This window comes from Nocardia wallacei, assembly GCF_029869545.1.
Classification (GTDB): Bacteria; Actinomycetota; Actinomycetes; order Mycobacteriales; family Mycobacteriaceae; genus Nocardia; species Nocardia wallacei_A.
On the sequence record NZ_JARWQD010000396.1, the window covers coordinates 21,935 to 36,709 of the forward strand.

The 14,775-nt window shown below is 69.4% G+C and carries 15 protein-coding genes; 8 read left to right on the plus strand and 7 right to left on the minus strand.

Features of this window, described 5'->3' with window-relative positions; genetic code table 11:
- From secF to QH290_RS37475, 3 genes are all read left to right on the plus strand, one after another.
- Nucleotides 1-1,194, plus strand: a complete 1,194-nt coding sequence (gene secF / locus QH290_RS37465; protein WP_280388141.1) for a protein translocase subunit SecF — start codon at nt 1-3, stop codon at nt 1,192-1,194.
- A gap of 78 nt (nt 1,195-1,272) precedes the next feature.
- Nucleotides 1,273-3,009 (plus strand): ABC transporter substrate-binding protein, encoded by a 1,737-nt coding sequence (locus QH290_RS37470; RefSeq protein ID WP_280388143.1) that lies wholly within the window; start codon nt 1,273-1,275, stop codon nt 3,007-3,009.
- Between the two features lie 29 nt (nt 3,010-3,038).
- The gene (locus QH290_RS37475; protein WP_280268422.1) at nt 3,039-3,611 is read left to right on the plus strand and encodes an adenine phosphoribosyltransferase; all 573 of its coding nucleotides are present in this window, start codon (nt 3,039-3,041) and stop codon (nt 3,609-3,611) included.
- Nucleotides 3,612-3,625: 14 nt separating this feature from the next.
- Here QH290_RS37475 and QH290_RS37480 read toward each other — a convergent pair whose 3' ends face one another.
- Nucleotides 3,626-3,934 (minus strand): hypothetical protein, encoded by a 309-nt coding sequence (locus QH290_RS37480; protein WP_280388145.1) that lies wholly within the window; start codon nt 3,932-3,934, stop codon nt 3,626-3,628.
- Between the two features lie 227 nt (nt 3,935-4,161).
- Between QH290_RS37480 and QH290_RS37485 the strand changes: the two genes are divergently transcribed.
- Entirely contained in the window at nt 4,162-5,757 is a 1,596-nt protein-coding gene (locus QH290_RS37485) for an ABC-F family ATP-binding cassette domain-containing protein (RefSeq protein ID WP_425303704.1), read from the plus strand.
- Here QH290_RS37485 and QH290_RS37490 read toward each other — a convergent pair.
- Nucleotides 5,742-7,427: a glycine/sarcosine N-methyltransferase gene (locus QH290_RS37490; RefSeq protein WP_280268425.1), complete on the minus strand. Its 1,686-nt coding sequence runs from the start codon at nt 7,425-7,427 to the stop codon at nt 5,742-5,744. The two genes, QH290_RS37485 and QH290_RS37490, sit on opposite strands and share 16 nt — an antisense overlap.
- A 312-nt stretch (nt 7,428-7,739) precedes the next feature.
- On the opposite strand from QH290_RS37490, the gene msrB reads away from it, so the two are divergent.
- From msrB to QH290_RS37505, 3 genes are all read left to right on the plus strand, one after another.
- Complete coding sequence (gene msrB / locus QH290_RS37495; protein ID WP_280268426.1) at nt 7,740-8,195, plus strand: peptide-methionine (R)-S-oxide reductase MsrB; 456 nt, start codon at nt 7,740-7,742, stop codon at nt 8,193-8,195.
- Nucleotides 8,192-8,707, plus strand: coding sequence for a peptide-methionine (S)-S-oxide reductase MsrA (gene msrA / locus QH290_RS37500; RefSeq protein ID WP_280268427.1), 516 nt, complete (start codon nt 8,192-8,194; stop codon nt 8,705-8,707). Before msrB ends, msrA begins: the two co-directional genes overlap by 4 nt.
- A 149-nt stretch (nt 8,708-8,856) precedes the next feature.
- A complete protein-coding gene (locus QH290_RS37505; RefSeq protein ID WP_280268452.1) occupies nt 8,857-9,603 on the plus strand; it encodes a DUF1460 domain-containing protein in 747 nt (248 codons plus the stop codon).
- Between the two features lie 35 nt (nt 9,604-9,638).
- On the opposite strand, the gene QH290_RS37510 is transcribed toward QH290_RS37505, so the two are convergent.
- Nucleotides 9,639-10,226 carry a TetR/AcrR family transcriptional regulator gene (locus tag QH290_RS37510; protein WP_425301833.1) on the minus strand — a complete coding sequence of 196 codons (588 nt, stop codon included), beginning with the start codon at nt 10,224-10,226 and terminating at the stop codon, nt 9,639-9,641.
- Between the two features lie 140 nt (nt 10,227-10,366).
- Here QH290_RS37510 and QH290_RS37515 point away from each other — a divergent pair, with 140 nt between their 5' ends.
- Complete coding sequence (locus QH290_RS37515; RefSeq protein WP_280268428.1) at nt 10,367-11,392, plus strand: aldo/keto reductase; 1,026 nt, start codon at nt 10,367-10,369, stop codon at nt 11,390-11,392.
- Here the strand turns inward: QH290_RS37515 and QH290_RS37520 are convergent.
- The 4 genes from QH290_RS37520 to QH290_RS37535 form a co-directional block, all read right to left on the minus strand.
- Nucleotides 11,389-11,754 (minus strand): MmcQ/YjbR family DNA-binding protein, encoded by a 366-nt coding sequence (locus QH290_RS37520; RefSeq protein WP_280388148.1) that lies wholly within the window; start codon nt 11,752-11,754, stop codon nt 11,389-11,391. The two genes, QH290_RS37515 and QH290_RS37520, sit on opposite strands and share 4 nt — an antisense overlap.
- A 68-nt stretch (nt 11,755-11,822) precedes the next feature.
- Complete coding sequence (locus tag QH290_RS37525; protein WP_280268430.1) at nt 11,823-13,010, minus strand: acyl-CoA dehydrogenase family protein; 1,188 nt, start codon at nt 13,008-13,010, stop codon at nt 11,823-11,825.
- Nucleotides 13,007-13,624, minus strand: coding sequence for a flavin reductase family protein (locus QH290_RS37530; RefSeq protein WP_280268431.1), 618 nt, complete (start codon nt 13,622-13,624; stop codon nt 13,007-13,009). The genes QH290_RS37525 and QH290_RS37530 overlap by 4 nt, the downstream gene beginning before the upstream one ends.
- 1 nt (nt 13,625) lies before the next feature.
- On the minus strand, nt 13,626-14,705 hold the full coding sequence (locus QH290_RS37535) for an FAD-binding oxidoreductase (RefSeq protein ID WP_280388150.1): 1,080 nt from the start codon (nt 14,703-14,705) through the stop codon (nt 13,626-13,628).
- Between the last annotated feature and the right edge of the window lie 70 nt (nt 14,706-14,775).

A 14,775-nucleotide genomic window follows, 5' to 3' on the forward strand; every position in this document is an offset into this window, starting at 1 on the left:
ATGAGTAATCACTCCGTCCTCGACCAGGGGACCGTCGACGAGCCGGTCGACGCCGCGCCGCGGCACGGCTTCTTCGAGCGGCTCTACACCGGCACCGGTGGATTTCAGATCGTCGGCAAGCGCCGGCTGTACTACGGGCTGAGCCTGGCGCTGCTGGTGATCGCCCTGGCCAGCATCGTGTTCCGCGGATTCACCCTCGGCATCGACTTCGAGGGCGGCACCCGCATCCAGCTCCCGGCGACCGGGGACATCTCGGCCTCGCAGGTCGAGGACGTCTACAACCAGGCGCTCGGCCACGATCCGGTCACCGTGCAGAAGGTGGGCGCCGGCGGTTCGGCGTCGTTCGAGATCCGCTCGGACACCCTCGACGCCGCGCAGCAGGACAAGGTGCAGGCGGCCCTGTTCGATTCCTTCCATCCGAAGGACTCCTCCGGCACCGTGAGCCGCAACGCGATCAGCATCGCCGAGATCAGCGAGACCTGGGGCGGGCAGATCACCCGCAAGGCGCTGATCGCGCTGGTGGTGTTCGTGGTGCTGACGATGATCTACATCGCCATCCGGTTCGAGCGGGACATGTCGATCGCGTCGATCGCGTCGCTGTTCTTCAACCTGATCGTCACCGCGGGCATCTATTCGATCGTCGGGTTCGAGGTGACCCCGGCGGCCGTGATCGGCCTGCTCACCGTCCTCGGGTACGTGCTGTACGACAACGTGGTGGTGTTCGACAAGGTCGAGGAGAACACCCGCGGCGTCTTGCACCTGACCCGGCGCACCTACGGCGAACAGGCCAATCTGGCGGCCAATCAGACCCTGATGCGCTCGATCAACACCACCGTCATCGGCATCCTGCCGATCATCGGCATGCTGGTGGTCGCGGTGTGGCTGCTGGGTGTGGGCACGCTGAAGGACCTGGCGCTGGTGCAGCTGGTCGGCATGGTCGTCGGCGCGTACTCGTCGATCTTCTTCGCGGTGCCGCTGCTGGTGACGATCAAGGAGCGGTTCGGGCCGTACGCGGCGCACACCCGCAAGGTGCTCGCCAAGCGCGCGAACGCGGGCAGCGCGCGGGTCGGTGACGCGGCGGCGGCGCGCGCTGCCGCGGCCACCGGCATGCCGCCGCGCCCGCGCCACACCGGTTCCGCCGCACCGAGACCCGGCGCCCGGCCGAGCGGGAAACGGCACAAGAAGCGGCACTGAGCGTACGGCGGGGGCGGACGCCCCGGCGATCTATGGGGCGTCCGTCTCGTTGCCGGGTGCGGCCCCGGAGGAGGCAGAGTGCGTAATCAGGGAGGATCCGGCGTGCGGCGGATCGCACTGCGGGCGGCCGGAGTGCTGGCGGCGGGGGCGCTCGCCGGCGGCCTGCTGGCGGGCTGCGGCAGCAAGAATCAGGTGCCCTCGATCGGCTATGCGGTCGATGCCGCGCTGACCAGCTACAACGGCGGCAGCAGCGCGGGCGCGAGCGGCGGTGCGGCGGGCGTGTTCTCGCGCGTGCTGACCGGGTTCTACTACACCGGTCCGGACGGGCAGCCGGTCGCCGACACCGATTTCGGCACCGCCAAGGAGGTACCCGGCGAGACCCAGACCATCCAGTACCGGCTGAATCCGGACGGGGTGTACTCCGACGGCGTCGCGACCTCCTGCGACGATCTGGTCCTGGAGTGGGCCGCGCGCAGCGGCCGGTTCACCAAACCCGGTCCGGGCGGGCCGATTCCGATGTTCGACGCGGCCTCGACCGCCGGGTACTCCGATATCGAGCGGGTGGAGTGCCAGCCCGGATCGAAGGACGCGACCGTGGTGTTCCGGCCCAATCGCCACTTCCTGGCGTGGAAGACGCTGTTCAACGCCGGGGATCTGATGCCCGCGCACGTCGCCGCCAAGGCGGCCGGGGTGCCGAATATCGTCGCGGCGGTCCAGACGGGCGACCCGGTGAACCTGGATCGGCTGGCGCAGTTCTGGAATACCGGCTGGCAGCTGACCCCGGGCAAGCTGGACACCGACGTGCTGCCCTCGTCGGGGCCGTACCGCATCGAATCGTACAGCGAGAGTGACGGTTTGGTGCTGGTCAAGAACGAGAAGTGGTGGGGTAACCAGGCGCGCACGCCGCGGATCGTGGTGTGGCCCGGGAACACCGGCCTGAAGGACAGGCTGAGCGACAAGGCCGTGGGCGTCGTCGACATCGGCGCCGGTGCGGTGAAAGACCTGAACCTGGACGGCTTCTCGGTCGAGCAGGTGCCCGGCCGGGGCGCCGAACAGCTGGTGCTGTCCACCGGGGGCGTGTTCGGCTCCGCCGGTGCCCGCCGCGCCTTCGCGACGTGTGTGCCGCGCCAGGCGCTGTTCGACAGGTTCGGTCATCCGGGGTACGACAACAAGTCGGGCCTCGGCTCGGGGCCGCTGAATTCCCGTACGGTGCAGGCCGATTCGCCGTACTACTCGGCCGTCACCGGACCGGCCGACAAGTACCGGACCGGGGATCCGGCGGCGGCGCAGCAGGCGCTGACCGCCGCCGGAGTGCCGAATCCGACCGTCCGCATCGGCTACCGCACACCCGACGACCGCCGCGCGCAGACGGTCGCGGCGATCGCCGACAGCTGCCGGGCGGCCGGTGTCACCGTCATCGACGCCGGCGCACCGGATTTCACCCCCGCCCAGCTCGGCGAGGGCAGGGTCGACGCGGTGCTGGGCGGCACCGCCGCCGCGCCCGGCCCGGCGGGCTCGCTGCCCGGGGTCGAGGCCACGGCGGCACTGCGCACCGGCGAGGGCCTGAATTTCGGGCATTTCGGCAATGGGCGTTACGATGCGATCACGGATCAGCTTGCGGCCGACGACAATTCGACCACGGTGCTGAATCTCGACACCGAGGCGGAAAACCTGCTGTGGAGTGAGATGCCGTCGATCCCGCTGTTCAACACGCCGCGCACCGTCGCGTTCGGTGACGGCATGGAGAACGGGATCGTGAACCCCACCAAGGCCGGTGCGGGTTGGAACATGGACCGCTGGGTGTTGTCGCGCTGAGCGGGTGCGGTGTGAGGGAGTGGGTGTAGATGAGTAAGCATGGAATGGTGGAGACGGAGGAGACGGCGGGGGAGCGGATCGCGCGGGCGGCCGAGGCGGTGCAGCGGCTGACCCGCTGGCACGACGACTTTCCCACGCCGGGAGTGCGTTTCGCCGACCTGACGCCGGTCTTCGCCGACGCCGAGGGTTTCCAGGCGGTCATCGAATGCCTGGGGTCGTGCGCCACGGACGTGGATCTGGTGGCGGGCGTGGATGCGCGCGGATTCCTGCTCGGGGCGGGTGTGGCGGCCGCGCTGGGGACGGGTGTGGTGGCGGTGCGCAAGGGCGGCAAGCTGCCGCCGCCGGTGATCTCGCGGGAGTACACCCTCGAATACGGTTCGGCGGCACTGGAAATCCCCGCCGACGGCATCGATCTGGCCGGTCGCCGGGTGCTGCTGCTGGACGATGTGCTCGCCACCGGCGGAACGCTGGCCGCGGGCGCGGAGCTGTTCGCCGCCGCCGGTGCGGAGGTGGTCGCGGCGGCCGTGGTGCTCGAGCTCGGTTTCCTCGGCGGGCGGGAACGCCAGGGCGACTACCCGCTGACCTCGATCGTGCGGCTGTAGTCCGGCCCCGGCACTCAGAAGCGCGCGATCAGCCGCGCGATGATGCCGGTGACGACCAGCCAGAACACCGCCGCCAGACCGTAATTGATGATCACATCGAGGTCGAAGTTGCCGGTGTTGAACAGGCCGGGGAAGAACAGCGCCAGCGGTTCGGCCAACCCCTTGACGAAGCCGAAGAACCTGTTGGCCGGGTTCGCGTCGAAGACCAGCAGCAGAATGTAGACGGCCTCGATGAGCGCGAAGACACCGCCGACGGTGCTGACGATCTCGGCGGCGGTCGCCCCGTTGCTGTGTGTGGTGCGATAGGTGCGGTATCTGTACATGTGTGGGGCGTGCCCGTTCCGACCCGGTCGAAACGGACAGTCCCCTTGACCTTCTCGCCGCATGGATTCCTCGTTCGCCGAATAACCCCTTGCACGCCCTCGTTGTCTCCGCTAACTTGTACGAGTCTTGTTCCCGACGATCGGAGTCGTGCATTGCTCTGCTGAGGTAGCCCCGAGCGGCCCGCGTTCGCGCGCCGTATCCCACGCCACCTCCCAGGAGTATGCACATGTCTATTACTGTTTCTGTTTCCGATCTCAGCTTCGCCTGGCCGGACGGCACCCCCGTCTTCGACGGTCTCGACGCCGTGCTCGGACCGGGACATGTCGGCCTGGTCGGCGCCACCGGCGCCGGGAAATCCACCCTGCTGCGGCTGATCGCCGGTGAGCTGCGCCCGGCGCGCGGGTCGATCACCGTGCCCGGCCGCCTCGGATACCTGCACCAGGATCTGGGCCTGGAGACAGGCCAGCGCGTGGACGCGGTGCTCGGCATCGACGAGGTGCGAAAGGCGTTGCACCGCATCGAATCCGGCGACGGCGACGAGCGGGATTTCGAGATCGTCGGCACCCGCTGGGATGTCGAGGAGCACGCCATCGCGCTGCTGGGCCGCCTCGGCCTGCACTACCTGGCCGACGATGTGGCACAGCTGGATCGGCGCCTGGACACCCTGTCCGGCGGCGAGACCGTGCTGCTCGGCCTGGTGGCCGAACTGCTGCGCGAACCCGACGTGCTGGTGCTCGACGAGCCCACCAACAACCTGGACTCGGTGGCCCGCGGGCGCCTCTACGAGGTCGTCGGCCAGTTCCCCGGCACCGTGCTGACCGTCAGCCACGACCGGGAACTGCTGAACCTGGTCGCGAGCGTCGCCGAATTGCGACAGGGCGAGATCCGTTCGTTCGGAGGCAATTTCGATGCCTACGAGGCGATCATCGAGGCCGAGCAGCAGGCCGCCCGCGCCGCCGTCCGCGACGCCCGCAGCGATGTGCGCAAGCAGTCGAAGGAACTCGTGGAGGCCCGCATCAAACTGGACCGCCGCAAGCGGTACGGGCAGAAGATGTGGGACAGCAAGCGGGAGCCGAAGATCATCATGGCCGAACGCAAGCGGCAGGCCCAGGTCTCGGCGGGCAAGCTGCGCAACAATCACCTCGCGAAGGTGGAGGAGGCGAAAGAGCAACTGACACAGGCGCAGGAGCTGCTGCGCGACGATCGCGAGATCCGCGTCGACCTGCCCGGCACCCGGCTCTATCCCGGACAGGACGTGCTCGAACTGGCGGAGGTGACACTGGCCAACGGGCCGGTCGTCTCGCTGAAAGTGTCTGGCCCGGAACGGATCGCGCTCACCGGGCGCAACGGGGCGGGCAAGACCACCCTGCTGCGCCGCATTGCCGCCGAGCCGCCGAAGGTGCCCTGGCGCATGCTCCCGCAGCGCCTGGACATCTTCGACGAACAGCGCTCGGTCGTCGAGAACGTCTCGGCGGCAACGCCACACGCCTCGCCCGAGCAGGTCCGCTCGCAGCTGGCCCGCTTCCTGTTCCGGGGCGCCGACGCCGATGTGGCGGCGGGGGCGCTGTCGGGCGGCGAGCGGCTGCGCGCGGCCCTGGCCATGCTGCTGCTCGCCGATCCCGCGCCGAAGCTCCTGCTGCTCGACGAGCCCACCAACAACCTCGACCTCCCCAGCCTGCGCCACCTCACCGAGGCGCTGGCCGGATTCGAGGGCGCGCTGATCGTGGTCAGCCACGATCCGCGCTTCCTCGACGAGATCGGGGTCACCCGGCGCGTGGAGCTGACGGGCGAGGGGCTGGGGGAGGATCAGGCGCGCACGTAGAAGATCCCCCAGGCCAGGTTTCCGGCGCGGCCGCCGTCGACCCAGTGCCGCAGGCCCACCTTCATCCGGGAAAGGTATGCGGCGCTGACGGTTTCGGAGATCTCCGGCTCCCGCCGCTCGGTCTCCTGCAGCACGCGGGCGTAGTGGGTGGTCAGCTGCGGGGTGTGGTCCTCGAACTCGGTCGCGTCGACGCCGAGGCGGTGCAGCTCGCGCCGGTAGAACTCGGGCGAGCCCATGGACTCCAGGTGCAGGCGGTCGAGGATGGGCCGCAGCGCCGACCTGTCGCAGGAGTCCGACGCCATCGGATCGGTGAACACGATCTCACCCCGCGGCTTGAGCACCCGCATGATCTCCTGCAGCACCCGCACCCGGTCTCCGCTGTGCAGCATCGCGTCCTGCGACCAGACCACGGTGAACTGGTTGTCCTCGAACGGGAGGTCCTCGAACGAGCCGTCCACGACATCGATCAGCTCGCTCAGGCCCTGTTGCGCGTTGAGTTCGCGGTTGCGGTCGTTCTCGACCTCGCTCAGGTTCAGACAGCACACCTTGCAGCCGTAGGTGGCGGCGAGATAGCGGGCCGCACCGCCGTATCCGGCGCCGATGTCGAGCACGTGACTGTCGGCGGTGAGGTGCGCCTTGCTCGCCATCCGGCGCACGGTGCGGCGGCTGGCGGGCGCGATCTCCTCGTCCGGGCTCTCGTACAGGCCGATGTGGATGTCCTCGCCGCCCCAGATGGTGAAGTAGAAGTTGTCCGCGTCCTGCGAGTTGTAGTAGTCGCGGGCCACGTTGACGGCCGAGGAGTAGTTGCGGCGGTAGTCGGTGGTCCGCAGGTAGTTCTTCTCCGCCACGTGGATGAGGAAATCGGGGTCGTCGTCGGCGAAGGTGTCCTGGAAATCGCCGTAGGTCTCGACCCGCTGGAATCCCACCTCGCGCAGCAGCCGTCGGGTGTAGTCCTTGCGCAGCGGATACATGTTGAGGTGGTACTCCGACCGGTCCGGAAAGCTGTAGCGGAACCGCGCGAGACCCTCGTCCACGTACTCCGGTTCGGCGGTCACCGAATCGCCGCAGTAGTAGTAGGTGTGCTTGCTGGAGAAGCCGTTGTCCAGGATGGTGTCGTAGTTGCGCTGGTCCAGGACCAGGATGCCGTCGTGCTTGAGCACGGCGTAGAACTCCGCCAGCGCCTTGCGCCGGTCGCGCTCGGAGAACAGGTGGGTGAAGGAGTTGCCCAGGCAGATCACCGCATCGAATTCGCCGTGCACGTCGCGGTTGAGCCAGCGCCAGTCCGCGTGCACGACCCGCAGCACGTGCCCGCCGTAGGTCTGCCCGTTCTCGAAGGCCTTGACCAGCATCTCCGGGCTGCCGTCGACGCTGACCGTGTCGAAGCCCTCCTCGATCAGCCGCACGGAATGGAATCCGGTGCCCGTCGCGACGTCCAGCACGGACCGCACGCCGCGCGATTTGAGCAGGTCGATGAAGAAGCGACCCTCGCTGGCATAACGCTTCTTCCAGTCGATCAGTTCGTCCCACTTCTCGACGAACCCCTTGACGTATTCGTCGGTGTAGTGATCGGTGTCCCGGACGAGCAGGGGATCGGCGCCGAATGCCTGCTCGGGGTGAGCTCGGACGTCTCCCTCGGTGCCGTAGCCGTCGGTACTGGGTTGCTGAGTCATGCCCATATCCGTTCCGCCGGGCGTCGTTTGGTTCGTTTCCTTCCCGCAGCACAGTCGCGCCCGGCGCGCGCTCGGTCGTCGAGTCGTCGGACCCGACCTCTGCACTCCGACCGGTGTAGCCCTCGCGGCCGATCCAAACCGACCGCCCGTACTACCGCCCGTATTCAAGCTATGGAGGGAAATCGGACACGGCAACTCGAGGATGCGTAATGGCTGGTGCACGCGTGATGACGGAAGTGTGACGCCGGACGGCGGACGGGATTTTCGCGGCGGCGCCGCTCGTTGTACGGGGAGCCGACATGAGGAGGTCGTATGACACAGGAATACCACCGCAACCCCGCCGCGGTGGACGCGCTCACGCCGGAGCAGTACCACGTCACCCAGGAGAACGGCACCGAGCGGCCGTTCACGGGCGCGTATTGGGACAACCACGAGCCGGGTATCTACGTGGACGTGGTGTCCGGTGAGCCGCTGTTCGCCTCGGTCGACAAGTTCGACAGCGGATCGGGCTGGCCGAGCTTCACCAAGCCGATCGAGGCCGCGAACGTGGCCGAGAAGAAGGACCTCAGCCACCTGATGGTGCGCACCGAGGTGCGGTCGGCGTTCGGCGACAGCCACCTCGGGCATGTGTTCCCCGATGGGCCGCGCGAGGCCGGCGGCCTGCGATACTGCATCAACTCGGCGGCGCTGCGGTTCATCCACCTCGACGACCTCGAGGCGGAAGGGTATGGGCAGTACCGGAGCCTGTTCACGAAGGAGGAAGCGTGACGGACACGCGAAGGGCGATTCTGGCCGGCGGATGCTTCTGGGGCATGGAGGAATTGGTGCGTAAGCAGCCCGGGGTGCTGTCGACCCGGGTCGGCTACACCGGCGGGCGCAACGACCATCCCACCTATCGCAACCACCCGGGTCACGCCGAGGCCCTGGAGATCATCTACGACCCGGCGCAGACCGACTACCGGGCGCTGCTGGAGTTCTTCTTCCAGATCCACGATCCGACCACGAAGGACCGCCAGGGCAACGACATCGGCACCAGCTACCGGTCGGCGATCTTCTACCTCGACGACGAGCAGCGGCGCGTCGCCCTGGCCACCATCGCCGACGTCGAGGATTCGGGGCTGTGGCCCGGCAAGGTCGTCACCGAGGTGACCCCGGCGAGCGAGTTCTGGGAGGCCGAGCCCGAACACCAGAACTACCTGCAGCGCTACCCGAGCGGCTACACCTGCCACTTCCCCCGGCCGGGCTGGAAGCTGCCGAAGCGGGAGACCGCGGGGCAGTAGGTCCGGGCGCGAGCACCGGCCATCGGTGATGCCGATGGCCGGGTAGCCTCGAAGCGTTCGCCGCGCGGCGCGGTCGCTCATCTCAGCCGGGAGGTACCTTGCGCAGCATCGCTCGTGCACTGCTGATTGTCGTGGCGCTGGTATGTGGGATGGCGGTGGCGGTGCCCGCGGCGGGGGCGGCCGAGATCGATGATTTCACCGCGCGCAGGATCGACGAGATGCTCGCGGTGAAGGGGGCGGCGGGGCCGCGGAGCAAGGGTGAGCTGATCGACCTGCTGTCGCGGTCGTTTCTGGGGACGCCCTATGGCGCCGGCATGCTCGTGGGGTCGGCCACCGAGCCCGAGCGACTGGTGGTGGATTTCCGGCGGGTCGATTGCTTCACCTACCTCGACTACGTCGAGGCGTTGAGCCGGTCGGCGAATCGGGAACAGTTCGTGGCGAATCTCGTCGAGACCCGATATGCCGGGGGCACAGTCGATTTCGCGCATCGTAAACACTTCTTCAGCGATTGGGCGCACACGCCGCGCGTCGCCGCCGCCGATATCACCGCGGCGGTGAGCCCCGCGGCGGTGACCGTCGCCAAGCGTCTCAACGCGAAAGGCGATGGGGGAACCTATCTTCCGGGGATTCCGGTGGTGGACCGCGACATCTCCTACATCCCGGGTGCCGCCGTGAACGACGACGTGATCGCCCAGCTCCGCACGGGCGACTACATCGGTGCCTATGCCGATCAGCCGGGCCTGGACGTCACCCACGTGGGTATCTTCGTCGCCACACCGGAGGGCCCGGTCTTCCGCAACGCCTCCTCCCTGGCGGCGAACGACCAGGTCGTCGATTCCCCGTTCACCGACTACGTCCGGACGACCCCGGGCATCGTCGTCTTCCGAGCGTCGTAGCGCCGAATCGCCAACCGGCGCAACCGCATCGGGGCCTACCGCGTGCGCAGTCCCGCGATCAGCAGGCCGACCATGCGGCGCGCGTCGTAGCGCGGACTGTTCCCGGCGCCGATGCACAGGTTGCCGACCGCGCGCAGCAGTTCGTAGGCGTCGATATCGGGACGGATCTCGCCCGCCGCGGCGGCGGTGCCGAGCAACCGCGCGCAGACGGGGACGAGGCGGTCGAGGAAGTAGGCGTGCAGGGCCTCGAAGGCGGCGTCGTCGGACTGCAACGCCTCGGCCAGGCCGTGCTTGGTGACCAGGAAGTCGACGAACAGGTCGATCCAGCGGGCCAGCGCGGTGTGCGGGGTATCGCTGTCGGCCGATAGCGCCGGACCGGCCGCCGCGCACGCCTCGACCTGATGCCGGTAGACGGCCACGATGAGATCGGCGCGCGTCGGGAAGTGTCGGTAGATCGTGCCGACGCCCACTCCGGCGGTGGCGGCGATTTCCCGCACGGGCGCATCGACGCCCGCGGCCACGAACGTCGCCGCGGCCGCATCCAGCAGTGCCGCCTCGTTGCGCCGGGCATCGGCCCGTTTGCGCGGGCCGGGCGGCTTCGTATCGCCGTCGCTGTCCACCACTGTGCCGTGGCTCCTCTCGCTCCTCTTGGCATACGGAACTACGTTCCGTATGGTTAGCGGAACAACGCTCCGCTTATTCATCATGTCAGAACCGGTTGGCCGAAACCAGCCGTCGCACCACCTCCCGGAGGAGTACAACCATGCAGTACCGCACCTTGGGCCGCACCGGTGTGCAGGTCAGCACCCTCGCGCTCGGAGCGATGAACTTCGGCGCGATCGGGCGCACCGGCCAGGACGAGGCCACGGCTCTCGTCGATGCCGCGCTCGCGGCCGGAATCAACATCATCGATACCGCCGACATGTACAGCCGCGGCGAGTCGGAGGAGATGGTCGGCAAGGCCATCGCTGGCCGCCGCGACGACATCGTGCTGGCCACGAAGGCGACCATGCCCATGGGCGACGAACGCAACCGGCAGGGCGGCTCGCGCCGCTGGCTGGTCACCGCGCTGGAGGACAGCCTGCGCCGGCTCGGCGTCGATCACGTCGATCTGTACCAGATGCACCGGTGGGACCCGAACACCAGCGACGAGGAGACGCTGTCGGCGCTGACGGATCTGCAGCGGGCGGGCAAGATTCGCTACTTCGGTTCCTCGACGTTCCCCGCCTATCGCATCGTCGAGGCCCAGTGGGCGGCGCGCGAGCATCGCCTGAGCCGCTACGTCACCGAGCAGCCCGGCTACTCGATCCTGCAGCGCGGCATCGAATCTCACGTCCTGCCGGTCACCGAACGCTACGGGCTCGGCGTGCTGGCGTGGAGTCCGCTGGCGTCGGGCTGGCTGTCCGGCGCGATCCGCGCGGGCCGCGAAATCACCACCAGCCGTTCGGCATTCATGCCGGAACGCTTCGACACCGCCGTCCCCGTGAACCGCGCCAAACTCGAGGCCGTCGAGCGGCTGGCGGCGGTCGCCGAGCAGGCGGGCCTGACCCTGATCCAGCTGGCGCTCGGCTTCGTCACCGCGCATCCCGGGGTGACCAGCGCGATCATCGGCCCGCGCACCCTGGACCAGCTGCGCTCGCAGCTCGCCGCCGCGGACACCGTGCTGCCCGCCGACGTGCTCGACGCCATCGACGAGATCGTCACTCCCGGTGTGGATCTCGCCCCGGGCGAGAAGCACGACACCCCGCCCGCCCTGCTCGACCCGGCCCTGCGCCGCCGCGCCGGTTAGGCGCCGTCGACATCGAGCCGGGCGACGAGTTTCTTCGGGGCGACCAGGCGGAAGGCGTCGCGGACTATGCCCTCGATCTCGGTCCAGTCCAGGTCCACGTCCAGGCGTACCCCGACCCAGCCGCGGTGGCCGACGTACGGCGGCACGAAGAAGCGCTCGGGTTCGGCGTCGACCAGCTCGTCCTGGGCGCCGAGCGAGGCCGGGCACCAGATGGCCGGGCCGGGCTCGTCGTAGGCGGCGAGGGTGTACATGGTGAACACCTTCTTGCCGCGGACGAAGAAGGTGGGGCACCCGTGGCTGAGCCGCTCACTGCTCTCCGGCAGTGCCAGGCAGATCTCCCGCAGCCGCGGTAACGGGTCCATGGCCGTAGTGTAGGCGCCGGTGGCGGGTCAGCGACGCCGACGCATGCCGCTGCGCCCGGCGGCCCGCACTATCGCACGAGGCCGAGACAGAGCTTGAAACTCGGTGTGCCGCCGGTCAGGTGGGCGCCCGCGGACTGCAGGATGCGGTCCTGGGCCACGATGTGCTGGCACATGGTCGTGGTGTCGCGCAGCCAGCGGTCCAGGGGCGAGGGCCGGTAGATGGCGGCGGTCTGGCGCAGGTCGTAGAGGCGGGTGACGACGGAGCGGGCGGTGCGGAAGGCGTGCAGGCGGGAAAGCGGCAGTGCCGCACGCTGTTCCGGGCTCAGGTCGGCCATCGTCCCGCCCGCGGCCAGCACCTCCCACTCCTGCCGCAGCGCCGCATACACCCCGCAGCGGGTGGCGTGATAGTCCGCCTCGCAGTCGGCGAGGGTGACCTGCAGGCGGTAATCGTCTGCGCGGGAGGCGGATTCGGCGCGCACGTGATCGAGCGCCGCGCGGGCGACACCGAGCGGCACCCCCGGCATGTTCCGCATGTGCACCTCCGGCTGGGCCAGCGGCCCGGCCGGGCCGTGCACGTCCGCGAACACGAGCGTGTGCTCGGCCGGGACGAACACGTCGGTGATCGTGTAGTCGCAACTGCCGCTGCCGGACAGGCCGGTGGTGTGCCAGGTGTCGATCACCTGAACCTGCTTGCGCGGCACCATCATCAGGCGCGAGTCGTGCGGGGTGCCGTCCGGTCCGGGCGCGGGTTCGCCGTCGCGGAACAGGAACGCGCCCGACACCACCCAGTCGGCGTGGGTGATGCCGCTGCCGAACTGCCAGCGGCCGGTGAGCCGATAGCCGCCCGGCACGATCTCGGCGTGGCCGACCGGGAACAGCAGCCCGGCGGTGACCATGTCCAGGCTCGGAAACATCTGCCGCGCCACCGGTTCGGCGAGGAAGGAGGCGTAGAGCCCGGTGTCCGAACCGATCATGGCGCACCACCCGGCGGAGGCGTCGCCGTAGGCGAGTGCCGCGATCACCTCGGTCTGCTCGATCGATGTCAATTCCGGCCCGCCCCAATGCCTTCCGAACCCCATCCGGAACACCCCGGTGTCGCGGAGCAGTTCCACCACATCGCCGGGCAGGCGGCGCAGGTGTTCGATCTCCTCGGCGCGCTCGCGCAGCAGCGGCGCCACGGACTGGGCGCGGGCGAGTATTTCGGCGGCCTCCGCGGTGCGGCCGGTGGCGAGTCCCGGTTCTTCGACGATGGTCATGCGATGCCTCCTGGGCGATGGTCGGGGGAGCAGGGGAGGGAGTGGAATGCGCCGTGCAGGAATACCAGCCGGGTGTCCGGTTCGCGGGTGCCCGCCGCCACGACCCGGCCGACGAACAGCACGTGATCGCCGACGTCGTAGGTGCGCTCGAGCACACATTCGAGCCATGCGGGGGAATCGAGCAGCAGCGCCCCGGTGCGGTCGCCGGGCCGGGTGTGCCGCGCTGCCAGCGCCTCGGCGCGCGTAGGTCGGTCGCGCGCGAAAACCCCTGCGACGGACCGTGATCCGCCGTCGAGGATGGACACCGACCAGATTCGCGATGCGCGCACGAACCGGCCGAATCGGGAACCCGCCCGCAGGGCGATGGAGACCAGCGGCGGCTCCAGCGACAGTGACGACAGCGAGTTGACGGTGACCGCATCGTGCGTCCGGCCGCCGGGTGTGTCGAGATATGTGCTGACGACCGCCACACCGGTCGCGAAGCTGCGCATGGCCGCGCGCAGATCGACCTCGGCGGCGGCGGGTGCATCTCCGGACTGCACGACCGCGGGCCACGGTTCGGTCCAGTCGACGGCGGGTTCGGCGATCTGACCGCCGACGGTGGGGGCCCGCATCTCACACCGCCTGGGGGAAGTCGAAGACCCGATGCGGGTCGTAGCGGCGCTTGATCCGGGCCAGCCGCGCGTGGTTCGGGCCGTAATAGGCGGTGCGCCAGTCCCGCAGCGCCGGATCCGTGAAGTTCACGTAGGCGGAATCCGTGGCATGCGCGCCCATCTCCTCGTGCAGGCCGTCGAGCCACTCCAGGTTGCACCACACGGTGTGCGAGGGATCGCGGGGGCTCCAGGAGGTGTCCATCGAGATCAGGAACAGCGCGTCCCGGTGCGGAAACGCGGTGGCGGACACCGGAACCCGGTTGATCGCGCCGCCCCACGTGAACAGCGCGACACCGCCGCCGTCCGGATTGGCGCTGCCCGGGCGGCGCTCGACCGCGCCGACGATCGCGTCGACGCCGTCGTCGGACAGCGGCTTCGGCGTCGTGCGGGTGCGGACGGCGAACGGCAGGCCGGAGGTCTCGTGGTGCAGGAAATCCTTTGCCTCCCAATAGGTGCGGTCATCGATATCGCATCGATAAGGGGACGCGGCGGCGATCGCGGGCGCCAGCAGCTCGCGCAGCTCCGTGGCCGGTCCGAGGTGCTGCCCGATCACCGAGACGGTGCCCGGGGCGGCCGCCGCGCGGGCGGCGCCGATGCGGGCGGCGAATTCGTCGGGTGCGTCGGCCATGATCTGCTGCATCACCGCGAGCACCTCGCGGGCGTGCGCCCAGTCCCACAGCAGCAGGCAGGTGGAACCGGGGCGCGGCGAGCGGGCCCGGAAGGTGAACGAGGTGTTGACGCCGAAGTTCCCGCCGCCCCCGCCCCGGCACGCCCAGAACAGATCGGCGTTCTCGGTCGCGTTGCAGATCCGCACGCTGCCGTCGGCGAGCACGATCTCGGTCTCGACCAGCGCGTCGCAGGTGAGCCCGAAGGCCCGCGACACCGCCGCCACGCCGCCGCCGAGCGTCAGCCCGCCGATGCCGACCTGATCCGAATTGCCCAGGGGGAAGGCCAGATCGTGACGCCGCAGGGCGGCGTACAGCGCGCCGCCGCGGGCGCGGCCCCCCCCCGGGGCCCCGCCCCCCGGGGGGGGGGGCCCCAAAAAGTACACAGGGCCCCGAAACAGCCCCCCCCCCGGCCCCCCCCGGGACCCCCCCCAGCCGTGGGCGCCC

Bases quoted from the DNA above. Each gene is read 5' to 3' on its own strand.
- QH290_RS37525 (WP_280268430.1), bottom strand. From the start codon at position 13,010: ATGACCATCGTCGAAGAACCGGGACTCGCCACCGGCCGCACCGCGGAG.
- secF (WP_280388141.1), top strand. From the start codon at position 1: ATGAGTAATCACTCCGTCCTCGACCAGGGGACCGTCGACGAGCCGGTC.
- QH290_RS37530 (WP_280268431.1), bottom strand. From the start codon at position 13,624: ATGCGGGCCCCCACCGTCGGCGGTCAGATCGCCGAACCCGCCGTCGAC.
- QH290_RS37520 (WP_280388148.1), bottom strand. From the start codon at position 11,754: ATGGACCCGTTACCGCGGCTGCGGGAGATCTGCCTGGCACTGCCGGAG.
- QH290_RS37485 (WP_425303704.1), top strand. From the start codon at position 4,162: ATGTCTATTACTGTTTCTGTTTCCGATCTCAGCTTCGCCTGGCCGGAC.
- QH290_RS37480 (WP_280388145.1), bottom strand. From the start codon at position 3,934: ATGTACAGATACCGCACCTATCGCACCACACACAGCAACGGGGCGACC.
- QH290_RS37515 (WP_280268428.1), top strand. From the start codon at position 10,367: ATGCAGTACCGCACCTTGGGCCGCACCGGTGTGCAGGTCAGCACCCTC.
- QH290_RS37475 (WP_280268422.1), top strand. From the start codon at position 3,039: ATGAGTAAGCATGGAATGGTGGAGACGGAGGAGACGGCGGGGGAGCGG.
- QH290_RS37505 (WP_280268452.1), top strand. From the start codon at position 8,857: ATGGCGGTGGCGGTGCCCGCGGCGGGGGCGGCCGAGATCGATGATTTC.
- msrB (WP_280268426.1), top strand. From the start codon at position 7,740: ATGACACAGGAATACCACCGCAACCCCGCCGCGGTGGACGCGCTCACG.
- QH290_RS37490 (WP_280268425.1), bottom strand. From the start codon at position 7,427: ATGACTCAGCAACCCAGTACCGACGGCTACGGCACCGAGGGAGACGTC.